Here is a 16,164-nt window from a genome sequence, read left to right as displayed (position 1 = left end):
TTCGCTCGCCATAGTCGGTTTTTGCGACTATAAGGAGCCACATTTCTCTCGGTCGCTCGCCATAGTCGCTTTTTACGACTATAAGGAGCCACATTTCTCTCGTTCGCTAGCCATTGTCGCTTTTGGCGACTATAAGGAGCCACAGTTCTCTCGTTCGCTCACCAGAGTCGGTTTTTGCGACTATAAGGTGCCACATGTCTCTCGTTCGCTCACCATAGTCGGTTTTTGCGACTATAAGGAGCCACATTTCTCTCGTTCGCTCGCCATAGTCGCTTTTTGCGACTATAAGGAGCCACATTTCTCTTGTTCGCTCGCCATAGTCGGTTTTTGCGACTATAAGGAGCCACATTTCTCTCGGTCGCTCGCCATAGTCGCTTTTTGCGACTATAAGGAGCCACATTTCTCTCGGTCGCTCGCCATAGTCGCTTTTTGCGACTATAAGGAGCCACATTTCTCTCGGTCGCTCGCCATAGTCGCTTTTTGCGACTATAAGGAGCCACATTTCTCTCGGTCGCTCGCCATAGTCGCTTTTTGCGACTATAAGGAGCCACATTTCTCTCGGTCGCTCGCCATAGTCGCTTTTTGCGACTATAAGGAGCCACATTTCTCTCGTTCGCTCGCCATAGTCGGTTTTTGCGACTATAAGGAGCAACATTCCTCTAGTTCGCTCGCCATAGTCGGTTTTTGCGACTATAAGGAGCCACATTCTTCTCGTTCGCTCTCCATAGTCGGTTTTTGCGACTATAAGGAGCCACATTTCTCTCGGTCGCTCGCCATAGTCGGTTTTTGCGACTATAAGGAGCAACATTCCTCTAGTTCGCTCGCCATAGTCGGGTTTTGCGACTATAAGGAGCCACAATTCTCTTGTTCGCTCGCCATAGTCGGTTTGTGCGACTATAAGGAGCCACATTTCTCTCGGTCGCTCGCCATAGTCGGTTTTTGCGACTATAAGGAGCCACATTCCTCTCGTTCGCTCTCCATAGTCGGTTTTTGCGACTATAAGGAGCCACATTTCTCTCTTTCGCTCACCATAGTCGGTTTTTACGACTATAAGGAGCCACATTTCTCTTGTTCGCTCGCCATAGTCGGTTTTTGCGACTATAAGGAGCCACATTTCTCTCGTTCGCTCGCAATAGTCGGTTTTTGCGACAATAAGGAGCCGTATTTCTCTCGTTCGCTCGCTATAGTCGGTTTTTCAGACAAGAGAAGGAGTGCCAGATTAATCTACTCTCCATCAATGAAATAAAGCTCTTCGCCGAGCGCGATAATCGCCTGCCCCTGCGTAATATCCGTAATCCAAGCTTGGAAGCGCTCGGCTTCCCCGGCTTCAGGCAGACAGGTGACCAGCACCCGGTCCGTAAACGAAACGTCGCCGACCCTGAAGCCTCTCCCTCTCAGCTCGTTCTCCAGCTTGCCGTACCAGGTATAATCTACATCGACCAAAACCTCGCGATGCAGTACCTTTATGATGGGCTCGGCGGCATCGATACCGGTAACCGCGCCATCCGTATAAGCACGGACTAAGCCGCCCGCGCCTAACATAATTCCACCGAAGTAACGGGTTACGATGACGACAACATTTTTCAAACCGCGGTTCTTGATCACTTCCAGGATCGGCTTGCCCGCCGTTCCGCTCGGCTCCCCGTCGTCCAGCGCCTTCTGGAACTGATCTCGTTCTCCGATTAAATAAGCCGAGCAGTTATGCGTCGCGTCCCAATATTTCTTCTTGAGCTCCTCTATGAAAGCAACCGCTTCCTCTTCGGTCTCCACGGGTTTCGCGTGCCCAATGAAGCGGGATTTCTTGATCACGATCTCGTCAGAGCCAAATTGCCTTACCGTTGTATATCGCGCAAGCATGATGTCCCTCCGATTATGCTAGTATTTCCATACCGTATACGCCTACAATCATACCCAAAAGAAGCGCGCATGCCAAAGTAATCAGGATTAATACCACGACGTACAGAACCGGGCTCAAAATCACAACCTAAATTTAACCATAAAAAAAGAGTGCTGGGAAGCACTCTTTTTCGATATTCCGTTTCCATATTCCGTTTCCATGCAAGCTCTTACAGACGAGCTTCCAAAGCTTTCTTCTCTTCTTCGAAGCCCGGTTTGCCAAGCAACGCGAACATGTTCTTCTTATACGCCTCTACGCCGGGTTGGTCGAACGGATTGACGCCGAGCAGGTAGCCGCTTACGCCGCACGCGATCTCGAAGAAGTATACCATGTATCCAAAAGTGTACGGGCTCGTATCCGGCAAGTTAACGATCAAATTCGGTACGTTACCGTCGGTATGCGCCAGAAGAGTTCCTAAGAATGCTTTTTTATTGACGAAATCAAGGGTTTGTCCGGCAAGGAAGTTCAATCCGTCCAAGTCGTCCTCGTTTTTCTGGATCGTAATTTGTTCGGAAACGTTCCCCACTTGCAGCACCGTTTCGAAGATGATCCGGTTGCCCTCTTGGATGAATTGTCCCATGGAGTGCAAATCGGTGGAGAAGTCTACGGAAGAAGGATAAATGCCTTTGTAATCTTTCCCTTCGCTTTCTCCGTAAAGCTGTTTCCACCACTCCGATACGAAGTGCAATCCAGGCTCGTAGTTCACGAGAATTTCTACTGCTTTGCCTTTGCGATACAAGGCGTTGCGAACCGCAGCGTATTGATAAGCTTGGTTCTCGCTCAGGTTAGGATTGTTGTACTTGGTCGCCGCGTCCTGCGCGCCCTTCATCATCGACTCGATGTCGATACCCGCAGCCGCGATCGGCAACAACCCGACAGCCGTCAATACGGAATAACGTCCGCCCACGTCATCCGGGATGACGAATGTCTCGTAGCCCTCTTCCGTTGCCAGCACTTTTAACGCTCCGCGCGCTTTGTCGGTCGTAGCGTAAATACGCTTGCGAGCGGCTTCTTTGCCGTATTTGTTCTCCAACGCTTCGCGGAAAATACGGAAAGCAATTGCAGGCTCGGTCGTCGTACCCGATTTGGAAATCACGTTGATGGACCAATCTTTGCCTTCAAGCGCTTGTAGCAAATGAGTTACGTAAGTTGAACTAATATTATTGCCTGCATAGAAAATTTGCGGAGTTTTGCGTTGTTCCTTGGATAGCGTGTTGTAGAAAGAGTGCTGCAACATTTCGATCGCTGCGCGCGCTCCGAGGTAAGAACCGCCGATTCCGATGACAATAAGGGCGTCGGAGTCGGATTGAATTTGTTTGGCCGCGCTTTGAATGCGGGCAAACTCTTGCTTGTCGTAATCGAAAGGCAGGTTGATCCAGCCCAGATAATCGGAGCCAGCACCCGTTCCGTTATGTAATTGCTCATGCGCCAGCTTTACGGCAGGTGCCAGGTTGTCGATTTCATGCTGTCCGACGAATTGTAGCGCTTTGGAATAGTCGAATTGAATGTTGTTGCTCATATCCATCTCCCTTTCGCGACCTCGAGCGGTCTTTGCACATTAGCTATAGAATACTGAATAATAGCGGCCGGCACAAGCAAGCTTCGATGAAGGTTTGATGAAGATTGTGTAAAAACAACGAAAAGGCCAGCCATCGCGTTCTAGGCTGGCCTTATTTCCCGATCCGATTATTGTTTGCGTATATACCAAGTCACGCTCTGGAAATCCCCGTGTAGAGGAGGCAAGTTAAGGCCCGAGTGCTCTAGCTGATCCCCTCCAATAACTTGTTTTGACTCCTCCAACACGTAATCGCTCTCCTTATCTAATCCTTTTAACCGTAGCATCCCCGACTGCTCATGCGGTTCGGCCAACACCCTGTAATAAGAAACGTAGGCTTCGCTACGATCTTCAGACACGACCATCCAAGCTGCGTCGTTCCCTTCGAAGGGACTTCTCAACCGGTAGAACTCACCGAATTGAATGAGCTTGCGATGCTTCTTATAATGCTGTACCTGGGCTACGACTTCCGCTTTCTCCAGAGGAGTCATCGCCGTGAGATCAAGCTCGTAGCCGAAATTGCCGGACATGGCAACATCCCCACGCATTTTGAGCGATGTCATTCTATGCACTTGATGATTTGGAACGGCGGATACATGAGCTCCCATAGCGCTGATCGGATAAACGATACTCGTCCCATATTGTATTTTCAATCGCGAGACGGCATCCGAATTATCGCTTGTCCACGTTTGCGGCATGTAATGCAGCATTCCCGGGTCGAAGCGGCCGCCTCCGCCCGAGCAACCTTCGAACAGAACGCTAGGGTGCTTGGAAGTAATGACGTCTAAAATTCGGTACAAACCCAGCATATATCTATGCGCTGTCTCCCTCTGGCACTCTGGTGGTAGAGCCGTCGATCCGATTTCGGTCATATGGCGGTTCATGTCCCATTTTACGTAAGCGATTGGCGCGGAAGACAGAATATCGCTAATCCCTTTAATGATATATTCACACACTTCATCCCTAGACAAGTCGAGGATCAGTTGATTTCGTCCTTCTGTACGCCGTCGTCCCGGCACGTGAAGGCACCAATCGGGATGTGATCTGTATAATTGACTGTCTACCGATACCATTTCCGGTTCGAACCAAAGACCGAACTGCAAGCCCAACCCATTAACGCTAAGAGCCAATTTATCCAGACCTTCGGGAAGTTTCCGGCGGTTAACGAACCAATCGCCGAGAGAAGTCGTATCGTCCTCCCGCACCCCAAACCAGCCATCGTCCAGCACGAACAACTCGATGCCGAGCGCACTAGCTTCGCGGGCTATGCTCGTAATTTTCTCCGCATCGAAATCAAAATAAGTGCCTTCCCAATTGTTTACGAGTACGGGCCTCGCCCTATCGCGATGCTCGCCTCTACATAACCGAGTACGGTATAGACGATGATATATTCTGGACATTCCGCCTAATCCCGAGGATGAATACACGAGCACGGCTTCCGGCGTCTGGAACGACGCTCCGGGATCGAGCCGCCATTTGAAGTCGAACGGATTAATGCCCATAGATACCCGTGTCGTATGAAACTGGTCAACCTCGACATGCGCAGCGAAGCTTCCGCTGTATACTAGGCTGAATCCATATGCATCTCCATCATCTTCATTTGTATCCGGCGATAAGAGCGCTACGAAGGGATTTTGCTGATGGGAACTGGCCCCTCTTCGGCTTTCCGCGCTTTGCGTACCGGAAGAGAGCTTACGTCTTTCCACATACCTTTCTCTAGCCCAAGAGCCCGGTAATTGTAACAGATCGTACGCTGAATGTCCGAAATCTATGCTCATGCTCGATGCCCGTAAGAGATCCATCGGCGCTATCCCGTCGTTAATGAATTTAGCGGATCTTGCTATGGCATCATGGTCCCTAAAGACGGTATAGCTCAGAATGACCTTTAAGGATGCCATGGGATCGCAAAGCTCCAACTCCAACGTTTGGGCTTCATCGTCGTTCTCCACGTAAGTAGACGGAAGTCCTTCAAGATTCGGTTTGCCCTTGAAAATCCGATGCGCGACATAAACCAGCTCGGTAACGGTGGTTCCGCTTGATAATTCCGCTTGATACGCGGGATGGCGATAATCGCCTGTTCCATAACCGGGGTATTCTTGTTGTATTAAGTCAAAAGCCACGTCCGGAAACGGATTGGGAGAGAAGCCCGTACTTACGATGGCAGGCTTTTTCTCTCTCCAACTATAACCGCGAAGCTTCGGTCCCCAGTAGACGTGAGAGGGATAAGCACCTTTAATCAACTTGAATACATAACTCATATTCGGCGTTTGCAAATGAAAGGTTTGTTGAGACTCCTCATACCGGATTGACATGTTGTGCATTCCTCCTTTTCACATCGCCCGTTTCAACTCGACATTTCTTATCTAGCCTTTAACCGCTCCATCGGCCATTCCTTTTATGAAATATTTTTGTAGGAAAAGATAAGCTACCGTCATAGGCAGCATAGCCACTAGGCAACCTGCCGCTACCCAGTTGATGTTGCTATGATACTGCGTAATGAATCCAGAGAGTGCGACCGGTATCGTCTTCACTTCAGGCTTCTGAAGGAAGAAGACCGAGAACTGATAGTCATTCCAAATCTGAACGCCTAGCACGATAACAATCGTTGCAATGATCGGTTTCAATAGAGGCATAATGATTCGCAGGAAAATGGAAAACCGGCTGCAGCCGTCAATCAGCGCCGCTTCGTCCAGCTCTTTAGGTACCGTTCCCATGAATCCTGTCATTAAGAAGATAGTCAACGGCAAAGCAAAGGTGACCTGTACGAGAATAACCGCCCAATACTGATTCATGCCACCGATATCCACCATGAATTTGTATAAGGGAACCAATATCGTAAGTCCGGGAACGACCAAGCAAGAGATGCTCAGCATGTATACGAAGTTGTTCCATTTTGTTCTATGGCGGGCTAGCGGATAAGCCGCGAAGGAACCGATTAAGACGACAAGTAGGATTGAGCACACCGTGATAATCAGATTGCTCGTGATTGCCCTGGCCAGATGGGCCTCATTCCATGCGCTGGCAAAGTTAGCCAAGGACATCGCACCGGAAGGCTTCCACTTGCTGCTTGTATCCGTTAAGGGCTTCAACGACATGTTAAGAAGCAAATAAAAAGGAACGAGATGAACAATACATATCATAAGTAAAGAGAATCGACTCGCGAACTTGTTCACATGCGCACTTCCCTTCTGCGCAGTATAAACAAGACGGTCAAGCTAAAGATGCAAATAAACAAGAACATCACGTTACCAAGTGCAGCCGCATAACCCGCATCCTGTCTTGCAAAATACAAATTGTACATCATCGTCGACAGCGATTGCGAAGCGTAACCCGGACCTCCGTTGGTCAAGGCGACGATAACGTCGAACAGCTTCAAACCGCCGATGATGTTTAGGACGATATTAACCGTTATAGCCGGAGCTAGAAGCGGCCAAGTCACGTTGGCAAACTGAGACCACCATTTGGCGCCTTCCATTTGCGCTGCTTCGTAATATTCCTTGGAAATGGACTGCAAGCCCCCCAAGTAAATGATCATGGCAATTCCCATGTACTGATAAGTATTGATAAAAGTAATGATCCACACTGCGCGGGGACCGCTCGATAGCCAGTCGACGGGTTCTTTGCCGAACACGGCAACCAAGTCGTTTAACGCACCTCCGTCATATTGAAAAATAAAATAGAAAATATATCCCATAATCAGCGGGCTTATAATGACCGGCATATAGACTATCGTGCGGGCGAAGCCTAAGCCGCGAATTTTTCGATCCAAGAACAAGGCATAAGCAAGTCCGAGCAAGTTCTGCAGCAAAGTGCTGCCCAAGCCGTAAATTAATGTATTCTTAAACGTCGTTATGATTTTCTTATCATGGAACATCAAGGTGTACTTCTTAAACCCTGCCCATGTGTAATTTTGGGAATACCCATCCCAATTCGTGAATGAAATCTGTACTCCCTTGGCGAGCGGATACAAAATAAACACCCCAAAAAGGATAAGTGCCGGCAAATACATAAGATTAAGCGCGGAAGCTGATTGAAAATATTTACGAACGAAGCCCTTTTTGGCCGCCGTTTGTGTTTTATGGATTGGATGCGTTTGCGAAGACGGCATGATTTCTCCTCCTATCTGTGCGCCAACTGCGACTAGCGATAAACAAAACATCCCTTAAGGGAAGACAGCCCGCAGCATTCGAGTGCCGACGGGCCATCCGTAATTATTGTTGTGCTGCGCGAAGGCGTTCGTATTCTTGCTTCATGTTCTCGGAAAATTCGCTAACCTTAATTCCGCCGGCAAGCAAATCTTGTCCGTTCTTGCACATAACGTCCCACATGCCGTTCGGCAAGTACACGCGGTCGAAGTACGGGATCACGCGAAGATCTTTGTATTGCTCGAAATCGTCCGTCAAATCTCCCGCATCAATATTGACACCCTTCAACCCTGGCGGCAAGATTTCGGAAGTAGCTACTTTAGCGATATTTTCAGGTTTAGCATAGAACGCTACGAATTTCTTGGCTGCATCGATGTTCGGGGAATCTTTCCATACGCCCCAAGTCGATCTTTCGCCTCCTGCCAACGTAGGTTGATCGCCTGCGGCGATGGAAGGAATCGGCATCAAGCCGCCTTTGAGGTTCGGGTTAATCTTCTGAGCTTCGTCAATCAGGAATGGACCGTAGATTCCGAATGCGACTTTACCTTCGGCGAACGCTTTTGCGGAATCGGAATACTTCGCCGTCAGAACATCCTTGTTTAAATAACCCTTCTGCTGCAGCTCAAGGAACATTTGCGGCAGCTTGTCGAACTTAGTCCAATCAAACGTACCGTCCAGGAATTGGCTAGCGTTGTTATCGGCTGCGCTGATGAAAGCAGGCGTAGCGAAGAAATCGAAGAATTGTCCAATCGGCCACGTATCCGCGCCGCCGATATGGAATGCGGTCACTTTGCCATTGCTTTTTGTTTTGATCGTTTCCGCGGCTTGCATCAACTCGTCCCAAGTCTTCGGCACTTCAACGCCGTATTTCTCCAATACTTCCGCATTGTAGACCGGTCCGGATTTGTCCTGATCCATCGGAAGTACGTACACTTTGCCCGCATCGTCCGTTACCGCCGGTTTAATTGCGTCGTCGATCTGGCTGACCCAAGCTTCGTCCTTCAAATCCGTCAAATAGTCGGCATAACGGATTTTCGACCATCCATGGGTGGAGAATACGTCCGGCATCGAGTTGGACGCCATTTTGACTTTCATAATATTCTCGTATTCCGCGCCGGGGGCGGTAAATTCGACTTTGATGTTTGGATTTTCTTGTTCGAACGCTCTTGCGATGTCCTCTAAGACTTTGGCTTGTTGATCGTTAATGTTTGTCATGACGTTCAGCGTGACTTGTTTGCCGTCAACTTTGTCTCCTGAAGCCGGAGCATTAGGCGAAGCGCTAGAAGAAGTTGAAGCCTCGTTAGTGTTGTTGGAACCACAAGCAGCTAGCGTCCATGTCAGCAATAACATGATAGCGAACAAGAACAGTTTTGATCTTTTCATGTACATCCCCCTATGTGGTTAAAGTGTGATACGCTCCTCACGAACCTAATCATAATCCGTTTGAGAACGCTTCATAATGATGCAAATCTACGATGAAAGCGCTCTTTTCTACAATTCCTTCGCTGAATGTTGACCCGCTCGATTCAGGAGGCTATGTTTAATAATAGAAAGGACGATGCACATGAAGCTGCTTCATACGCTCCGCTTCAAGTTAACGCTACTCTACTTGCTATTCATCGTAACGCCCTTCATCATATCGGCATTCGCATTGCCTTATTATATCCAAGGGCTACTCTCCAGCGAAACGAAGAAGCTGACGAGCGGCACCTTGAATGCGCTTTCAAGAAACATCGAAACCTATCTGGACGATCTTGACCGATTGTCGACGTCTCCTTATCTGAGCGACGACGTCATGACAGCGCTGAAGATCAAAGCGAACCACCGTTATCAGACCGCCAATGCCTATACCAAGTTAAAAACAGACCGCGCTTTAAAGGGAACTCTCCCGAACTATTTAATTAACACTCGTCCGGACATCCTAAGCACGATAATTATTCCGAACGTCGGGCCCGCCTATTTGACGAGCAAGGATAATCAATTCGGATTGCTGGATGACTTTCCATTCCGGGACGAAGAATGGTTCCAAGCAGCTCTGCAAGCCAATGGAAAAGCCGTATTCACTAGCTCCCACAGTCAAAATTACTTAATGAATAGCAAGGAACGGCAAGTATTCTCCGTTGCCCGCTTGATCAAGGATCCGGATACGAGACAACCTCTTGCTGTCATTCTAGCCGATGCGGATAAGAAAATTCTAGAGAAGATAACGAAGGACATCACGTTTAACGTCTCGTCAACCGTGGTAATCCTCGATCAGAATCAACAAGTGCTCTATTCCAATCATCTATTGCCGGAGGAATTGCAATCCCAGCTATCGCAGTTCAGAACGAAGGATGTTTATGAGAGCGCATCCTACAATGGAATTTCTCGGAACGTTAGCCCCGCAGATTGGAAAATCGTCGTTTTTCTATCCAACGAAGAGCTTAAATCCAAAGTTCGCTGGATCTATATTATCGCCTTCCTGTTATCCGCTGGCGCGCTAGTCGTTACATTCGGCGTATTCGTCTATTTCTCTCGCTGGATCGTCAAACCGTTCAAGAAAATGAATCTGATCATGAACAAAGTAAAGAAGGGCGACATGTCGGAAAGGTTTCAGACGAGAGGTCAAGATGAAATCGGGCAACTAGGGATCTCGCTTAATAACATGATCTCTCGCCTGGACGAGCTCATTAACCAAGAGTATCGCTCCAAGCTCGCTCAGCAGAATGCGGAGTACCGTGCTCTGCAATCGCAAATTCAGCCGCATTTTCTATACAACACCTTAAACGGGTTTATCGGATTAAACCGGGAAGGATTGACCAAAGAACTGGAGACCGCTATCCTCTCGTTAAGCTCGATGATGCGATACAGCTTGGAGGACAATCAACAAACGACGATTGAAAAGGAATTTCAATTTCTTGAGAAATACGGTCATCTGCAGCAGGTCCGATTTCAAGAAAAGCTGTCCGTTCATATTCATTATGATGAAAGCTTGTCTTCCGTCGCGATTCCCAAAATGCTTATCCAACCTTTGGTCGAGAATGCGATTATTCACGGCGTAGAACCAGATGAGAAAAATAATGTCGTAAACATAAGCGCAGTCAGGATACAGAAAAACGGCCAAGCATTCGCGAAAATAACCGTCGAGGACAATGGGATGGGCTTTAATCCGCAAGCTCCTCTCTCTTCCGCTCAGATCGGGCTCATCAACGTCAAAGCCCGGCTGCAGATGAATGATCCTGATTCCGTGTTTCAAATCGAGAGCAGCCCGGGACTAGGAACTGCTATTAGCATAGAGATTCCCCTAGGAGTGATAGATGATGAACGTGATTCTAGCGGATGACGAGCGGCTTGTCCGCTCCAGCCTTAGAAGCATGCTGGAAGAAATGAATATTCCGATTCAGGTCGTAGGAGAAGCCGGCAACGGCGATGAATTGTTGCAGTTGCTTCAAACCTCATCACCGGACTTAATCTTCGTGGATATCAGGATGCCTAGAATGGACGGTTTGGAAGCCATTCGGCAAGGAAAGCCCTATGCCCCGGATGCTAGCTGGGTTATCGTCACGGGATTCTCCGAATTCAACTATGCCCAAGAGGCCGTTCGCTTGGGCGCGAGCAATTATTTATTAAAGCCCGCGGAGCCTGAAGAATTGGAAAAATGCGTACGCAAGGCGATCCAAGAGCAGCATAAAACCGCTTATTACTTGAACTGCGAATTCGAGCACTGGATGACGAAACAACTTCGCAAATCGAGCTCCGAAGGTTCCCATAGTTCCGATCAGAACAATCTATCTTACAATGATCACAGCTTTGCGGGCATTACGCTGATCTCGAACCGTCCAAGCTCGGATATCATCGCTTCAGATCAATTGCAGCAGTTAGCTCAAGATGTCCAACGAGCGATCGTTCAGCAGGCCGAATTCAAGGACGTACGCAGTGCAATCTTAAGCTTGCGAAACGGCAGCTTGTCCATTTTCTGCGCACTGCCCCGTGCGGGCGCCACAAAAGACGAGCAGCTTCACGCTTCGATCGAACGACAGTCCCTATCCCTTGCGAACAAATCCGAAGGGCTGTCCTTATATGCGCTAAGAACGAATCTCTGCGAAGATTTCACGGCGTTGTTTAATGAGTTGGAGGAATTACAGGCGTTATCTTCTTTACGCATGTTTTTCCCGCCTCGTTCCTCCGCTTTAACTCTGGATACGTTGCGAAGCGAATCCGTCAAAACAAACGCAATAGCCATCGGGGACAATCTCGTTCAGTTGGTCGATAGCTATAATACGAAGGACTATGTCGGCTACCAGCAGAAAATTTCTGCCTTGAAGAAACAGGATAGCAGAGCCCTATTCGAGAATGCCGTCTTTAAGAACGTTTGCCATTTCCTCACGGTCGCCATTAACGTGAATATTCATGCAGCCATGACACCAATGGAATGGTACGATTCCCTGCTCCATAAGGGAGATGATCTGCTATCGGCCCCCGATGGATCTCCGATCACCGACAAAACGGATATTATCCAGCGGGTTATCGCCTATGTGGACAATTCCTTCATGAAGGAAATCGCAATCGGCGCGCTGGCCAGCGAATTCAACGTAACTCCGAATTACTTGAGTACGTTGTTCCACAAGAGAAATGGGGTCACTTTCGTCAAATATTTAACGAATATCCGCATGCTTAAAGCCAAAGAATTACTGTTAACGAAGCCCGAGCTTAAAGTACAAGACGTAGCCCAAGCAGTCGGTTATTTCAGTTCCCGTCATTTCACGAAACTATTTCAGGAACATTTCAAATGTTACCCTTCCGAAATTCGCGAAAAAAACGGATAATAGACGGATAGGTGTAATAATCGACGAATAAGGAGATGATCAGATGAAATCAATCGGATTTATTGGACTTGGTACGATGGGCGAGCCTATGGTTGCCAACTTATTGCGCAAAGGATACTCCGTACTTGTATATAATCGTACTCCGGGCAAGGCGGAACAGCTGCTGGAACTGGGCGCGGATGAAGCACCCTCCCCATTGGAAGTAGCCAAAAGAGTTGACGTCGTCATCACGATGATCAGCAACGACCAAGCGATTGAAGAGGTTTACTTCGGAGAGAACGGTATTCTGAAGGAGATCAAGCCCGGAACGACTATTATAGACAGCAGCACGATTTCCCCTTCGCTCGCAAGGAGGCTTGCTTCGGAGGTCGCGGACCGCTTCTGCGATTTCATAGATGCTCCGGTCACCGGCAGTAAGCCGGCAGCTATCGACGGAACGCTGCTGTTCATGGCAGGAGGCGACAAGCAGACGATTCTGGACCATCAGGATATTCTGCTCGCGATGGGCCGCGAAATCATCTATGTAGGAGAGAATGGGAGCGGAGCTACCGCCAAACTCGCTCATAACACGATCGTTGGGATCAACGCCGCCGGTTTGATTGAAGGAATGGCCATCGCCGCCAAAAGCGGTATCGATGCTTCGTCTTTCCTGCGCATCGTTCAGTCCGGAGGTGCTGCCAGCAAGCAAGCTGATCTGAAGGGCAGGAAAATTATCGAGGGCGATTACAGCGTACAGTTCTCATTGAATCTTATGCTGAAAGATTTGCGCCTGTCCGCCGTTCTAACCGATGCTCTTGAAGTATCGTCTCCGATGCTGGAGACCGCCCAAAACTTGTTCCAGCTCGGACAAGCGGCAGGCTACGGAGAATCTGACCTTGCCGCGTTAGCCCATGTTTACGAGGACTGGATCGGCCAGAAAATCGGTCATCCTGCCGCCCCGACGACCGTAGGGAAGAGTAGCTCAGAGCGGAGAAAGAAAATCCGATTGCCGCTCGATATTCCGCTGATGATGTCGATCTACCAATGGGAAGGCGACGGAGGCTTTAAGGGACAGTCCGTCCATGGCCATCTGCGCGATCTGTCCGAAGATGGCATACAGATCGAATCGGAGTTTCCGTTGGAGCAGGATATGTTCGTCGTGCTGCACTTCCTGCAAGAGTCCGAGCTCCCACCGATGACCGCCCGGATCGTCCGAATCGAACGCAATAACGGTTCGTTCAAATACGGTTGCATGTTATCCGCCCTGCCTCTGTATCAGCGCATTCAGTTGCAGGAATACATCAATAATCAAACTAAATAAAAACAAGAGCCTCCTTTCGTCCCTAATCGGGCAAAAGAGGCTCTTATTTTTTGGTCATGCCATGAATGAAACGGTGTAACGATTAGTCGATATACGAGCAAATGTAATCCGTTACCGTCTTCACTTGCAATTTGAAGCTGGAGTTAGCAGGGACTTCGAACTTCGTCGGCTCCTTGATTTCTAGCCATTGGTCGTTACCCGGAAGCAGAACCGAAAGCTCGCCTGCTTGGATGTCCATGATTTCCTTCTGCGCTGTACCGAACTCGTACTCTCCCGGGAGCATAATGCCCAGGGTAATTTTCGTTCCGTCTTCGAAAATGACTGCACGGCTAGTGACTTTGCCTTCGAAGTATACGTTGGCTTTTTTCACTACGGATACATTATTAAATTGCGACATCGTTTCTCTCCAGCTCCCCTGATTGAGTTACACTAATTTTTTGAACTGGGCTACGACGTTATCTACCGTGAAGCCGTATTCTTGGATTACGCGGTCGCCCGGAGCGGAAGCACCGAACGTGGAGATGCCGATAATCGCGCCGCTGTCCCCGACATAACGCTCCCAACCGAACGGATGAGCCATCTCGATTGCAAGACGGGCTTTGATCGCTTTAGGAAGGACGCTTTCCTTGTAGCTTGCATCTTGTTTTTCGAACAGATCGAAGCTTGGCAAGCTAACAACGCGGACGTATACGCCTTGCTCAGCCAAAGCTTTCTGCGATGCGACGGCAAGCTGAACCTCGGAACCGGTCGCGATCAGAATACCTTGAGGCTGTCCGTTAGCCGCTTCGGAAACGACATAACCGCCTTTGGAAATGTTGTCGCGAGCGGAAGAAGTACCTTCGAGAATCGGCAAGTTTTGGCGAGTCAGCACCAACGCAACCGGATTGTCGTTGTTTTGCAATGCGTATGCCCACGCAGCGGACGTTTCATTGCCGTCAGCAGGACGGATAACCGTCAAGTTAGGAATGATACGGATGGAAGCCAATTGCTCGATCGGCTCATGCGTAGGACCGTCTTCGCCTACCGCGATACTGTCATGCGTCAGAACGTAAACGACCGGCAGACCCATAAGCGCAGCCAGACGTACGGCAGGACGAAGATAGTCGGTGAATACGAAGAACGTACCGCCGAACACTTTCAGACCGCCATGCAGCATGATTCCGTTCATTGCGGCAGCCATGCCGAACTCGCGAATACCGAAGTAGATATTGCGGCCGTCATAGTTGCCGGCCTTGAAGATAGGAAGGCCTTTCAAGTGCGTCATCGTGGAGCTTTCCAAATCCGCAGATCCGCCCACGAGCTGAGGCACGTTTTTCGCCAAGCCATTAAGTGCGTTACCGGATGCTACGCGAGTGGACAACGGCTTGTCTTCGGTAGTGTAAACCGGAAGATCCGCATCCCAACCGCTAGGCAATTTACCTGCAAACGCATCTTCGAACTGCGCAGCAAGCTCTGGGTGTGCCGCTTTATACTTCGCGAACAAAGTGTCCCAAGCATCATTCGCTTGTTCTCCTGCTTTTTTCACTTCCGCGAAATGCGCGCGAACTTCTTCCGGCACGTGGAATTCTTCATGCGGCCATTCATAGAAGCCTTTAGTCAGTTTCGCCTCGTCTGCTCCGAGCGGGGAACCGTGCGGGCCTGCGTGGCCGCCTTTTCCGCCTTTGTTAGGAGAGCCGTAACCGATAACCGTTTTAACTTCGATAAGAGTAGGTTTAGAGAGATCCGCTTTCGCTTCCTCGATCGCTTTCGCCAATGCGTCAAGATCGTTGCCGTCCTCTACGCGGAGGTATTGCCAGCCGTAAGCTTCGAAACGCTTGCCTACGTTCTCGGAGAACGAAAGATTCAATTCTCCATCGAGGGAAATATCGTTGGAATCATACAGTACGACCAATTTGCCTAGCTTCATGTGACCCGCCATCGAAGCCGCTTCGGAAGAAATCCCTTCCGACAAATCGCCGTCTCCGCAGATGGAGTAAGTAAAGTGATTAATGACTTCATAACCGTCACGGTTATATGTAGCAGACGTTTGAGCTTCGGCCAACGCCATACCGACAGCCATTGCAACCCCTTGACCGAGCGGTCCAGTCGTCGCGTCTACGCCAGCCGTATGTCCGAACTCTGGATGTCCTGGCGTCAAAGAACCCCATTGACGGAAGTTTTTCAGTTCTTCGATTGGAAGATCGTATCCGCTCAGATGAAGCAATGAGTATAACAGCATGGAACCGTGCCCCGCGGACAGAACGAAACGGTCGCGGTCGATCCATTGCGGCTTGGATGGATTATGTTTCATCGTCTTCGCGAACAGTTGATACCCCATTGGAGCTGCACCCATCGGCATGCCGGGATGGCCGGATTTCGCTTTCTCGATAGCATCGATGGAAAGCGTACGAATCGTCGTTACGGATAGTTGGTCGATTGCTTTAGTGCTGACAGTCATTAAAAAGTACCCTCCTCAGTTCTAT

Annotated in this window: 12 protein-coding genes; 3 read left to right on the top strand and 9 right to left on the bottom strand. The window is 49.2% G+C overall.

All coding sequences use genetic code 11. The annotated features are described in order from the left end of the window. Positions 1-106: 106 nt before the first annotated feature. The 7 genes from L3D05_RS04350 to L3D05_RS04320 form a co-directional block, all read right to left on the bottom strand. Positions 107-1,114, bottom strand: a complete 1,008-nt coding sequence (locus L3D05_RS04350; protein WP_239614789.1) for a hypothetical protein — start codon at positions 1,112-1,114, stop codon at positions 107-109. A 110-nt stretch (positions 1,115-1,224) separates the two neighbouring features. Continuing rightward, complete coding sequence (locus L3D05_RS04345) at positions 1,225-1,857, bottom strand: YigZ family protein (protein WP_239614788.1); 633 nt, start codon at positions 1,855-1,857, stop codon at positions 1,225-1,227. Positions 1,858-2,066: 209 nt separating this feature from the next. Beyond that, a complete protein-coding gene (locus L3D05_RS04340; protein WP_239614787.1) occupies positions 2,067-3,416 on the bottom strand; it encodes a glucose-6-phosphate isomerase in 1,350 nt (449 codons plus the stop codon). Between the two features lie 167 nt (positions 3,417-3,583). Next, entirely contained in the window at positions 3,584-5,764 is a 2,181-nt protein-coding gene (locus L3D05_RS04335) for an alpha-galactosidase (RefSeq protein ID WP_239614786.1), read from the bottom strand. Between the two features lie 51 nt (positions 5,765-5,815). Beyond that, positions 5,816-6,592 carry a carbohydrate ABC transporter permease gene (locus L3D05_RS04330; RefSeq protein WP_239615337.1) on the bottom strand — a complete coding sequence of 259 codons (777 nt, stop codon included), beginning with the start codon at positions 6,590-6,592 and terminating at the stop codon, positions 5,816-5,818. 29 nt (positions 6,593-6,621) lie between these two features. Beyond that, entirely contained in the window at positions 6,622-7,560 is a 939-nt protein-coding gene (locus L3D05_RS04325) for a carbohydrate ABC transporter permease (RefSeq protein WP_439647932.1), read from the bottom strand. 103 nt (positions 7,561-7,663) lie between these two features. Further along, the gene (locus tag L3D05_RS04320; RefSeq protein WP_239614785.1) at positions 7,664-8,980 is read right to left on the bottom strand and encodes an ABC transporter substrate-binding protein; all 1,317 of its coding nucleotides are present in this window, start codon (positions 8,978-8,980) and stop codon (positions 7,664-7,666) included. A gap of 181 nt (positions 8,981-9,161) precedes the next feature. On the opposite strand from L3D05_RS04320, the gene L3D05_RS04315 reads away from it, so the two are divergent. From L3D05_RS04315 to L3D05_RS04305, 3 genes are read left to right on the top strand one after another with little or no spacing between them, the layout of a single operon-like run. Beyond that, positions 9,162-10,919: a cache domain-containing sensor histidine kinase gene (locus L3D05_RS04315; protein ID WP_239614784.1), complete on the top strand. Its 1,758-nt coding sequence runs from the start codon at positions 9,162-9,164 to the stop codon at positions 10,917-10,919. Beyond that, positions 10,894-12,402 (top strand): response regulator transcription factor, encoded by a 1,509-nt coding sequence (locus L3D05_RS04310; RefSeq protein ID WP_239614783.1) that lies wholly within the window; start codon positions 10,894-10,896, stop codon positions 12,400-12,402. The genes L3D05_RS04315 and L3D05_RS04310 overlap by 26 nt, the downstream gene beginning before the upstream one ends. Positions 12,403-12,445: 43 nt before the next feature. Continuing rightward, positions 12,446-13,702 carry an NAD(P)-binding domain-containing protein gene (locus tag L3D05_RS04305; RefSeq protein ID WP_369417946.1) on the top strand — a complete coding sequence of 419 codons (1,257 nt, stop codon included), beginning with the start codon at positions 12,446-12,448 and terminating at the stop codon, positions 13,700-13,702. Positions 13,703-13,784: 82 nt separating this feature from the next. Here L3D05_RS04305 and ppnP read toward each other — a convergent pair whose 3' ends face one another. Both ppnP and tkt read right to left on the bottom strand, forming a co-directional pair. After that, positions 13,785-14,099: a pyrimidine/purine nucleoside phosphorylase gene (ppnP, locus tag L3D05_RS04295; RefSeq protein WP_182299607.1), complete on the bottom strand. Its 315-nt coding sequence runs from the start codon at positions 14,097-14,099 to the stop codon at positions 13,785-13,787. A 27-nt stretch (positions 14,100-14,126) separates the two neighbouring features. After that, positions 14,127-16,139 carry a transketolase gene (tkt, locus tag L3D05_RS04290; protein WP_239614782.1) on the bottom strand — a complete coding sequence of 671 codons (2,013 nt, stop codon included), beginning with the start codon at positions 16,137-16,139 and terminating at the stop codon, positions 14,127-14,129. Positions 16,140-16,164 lie beyond the last annotated feature (25 nt).

Source organism: Cohnella mopanensis (genome assembly GCF_022352055.1).
GTDB classification, from domain to species: domain Bacteria; phylum Bacillota; class Bacilli; order Paenibacillales; family Paenibacillaceae; genus Cohnella; species Cohnella mopanensis.
The sequence above is the reverse complement of the archived record's forward strand: the minus strand, read 5'-3'. Positions and strand labels throughout refer to the sequence as shown.

Bases quoted from the DNA above. Each gene is read 5' to 3' on its own strand.
- L3D05_RS04350 (WP_239614789.1), bottom strand. From the start codon at position 1,114: ATGTGGCTCCTTATAGTCGCAAAAACCGACTATGGCGAGCGAACAAGA.
- L3D05_RS04345 (WP_239614788.1), bottom strand. From the start codon at position 1,857: ATGCTTGCGCGATATACAACGGTAAGGCAATTTGGCTCTGACGAGATC.
- L3D05_RS04340 (WP_239614787.1), bottom strand. From the start codon at position 3,416: ATGAGCAACAACATTCAATTCGACTATTCCAAAGCGCTACAATTCGTC.
- L3D05_RS04335 (WP_239614786.1), bottom strand. From the start codon at position 5,764: ATGTCAATCCGGTATGAGGAGTCTCAACAAACCTTTCATTTGCAAACG.
- L3D05_RS04330 (WP_239615337.1), bottom strand. From the start codon at position 6,592: ATGATATGTATTGTTCATCTCGTTCCTTTTTATTTGCTTCTTAACATG.
- L3D05_RS04325 (WP_439647932.1), bottom strand. From the start codon at position 7,560: ATGCCGTCTTCGCAAACGCATCCAATCCATAAAACACAAACGGCGGCC.
- L3D05_RS04320 (WP_239614785.1), bottom strand. From the start codon at position 8,980: ATGAAAAGATCAAAACTGTTCTTGTTCGCTATCATGTTATTGCTGACA.
- L3D05_RS04315 (WP_239614784.1), top strand. From the start codon at position 9,162: ATGAAGCTGCTTCATACGCTCCGCTTCAAGTTAACGCTACTCTACTTG.
- L3D05_RS04310 (WP_239614783.1), top strand. From the start codon at position 10,894: ATGATGAACGTGATTCTAGCGGATGACGAGCGGCTTGTCCGCTCCAGC.
- L3D05_RS04305 (WP_369417946.1), top strand. From the start codon at position 12,446: ATGAAATCAATCGGATTTATTGGACTTGGTACGATGGGCGAGCCTATG.
- ppnP (WP_182299607.1), bottom strand. From the start codon at position 14,099: ATGTCGCAATTTAATAATGTATCCGTAGTGAAAAAAGCCAACGTATAC.
- tkt (WP_239614782.1), bottom strand. From the start codon at position 16,139: ATGACTGTCAGCACTAAAGCAATCGACCAACTATCCGTAACGACGATT.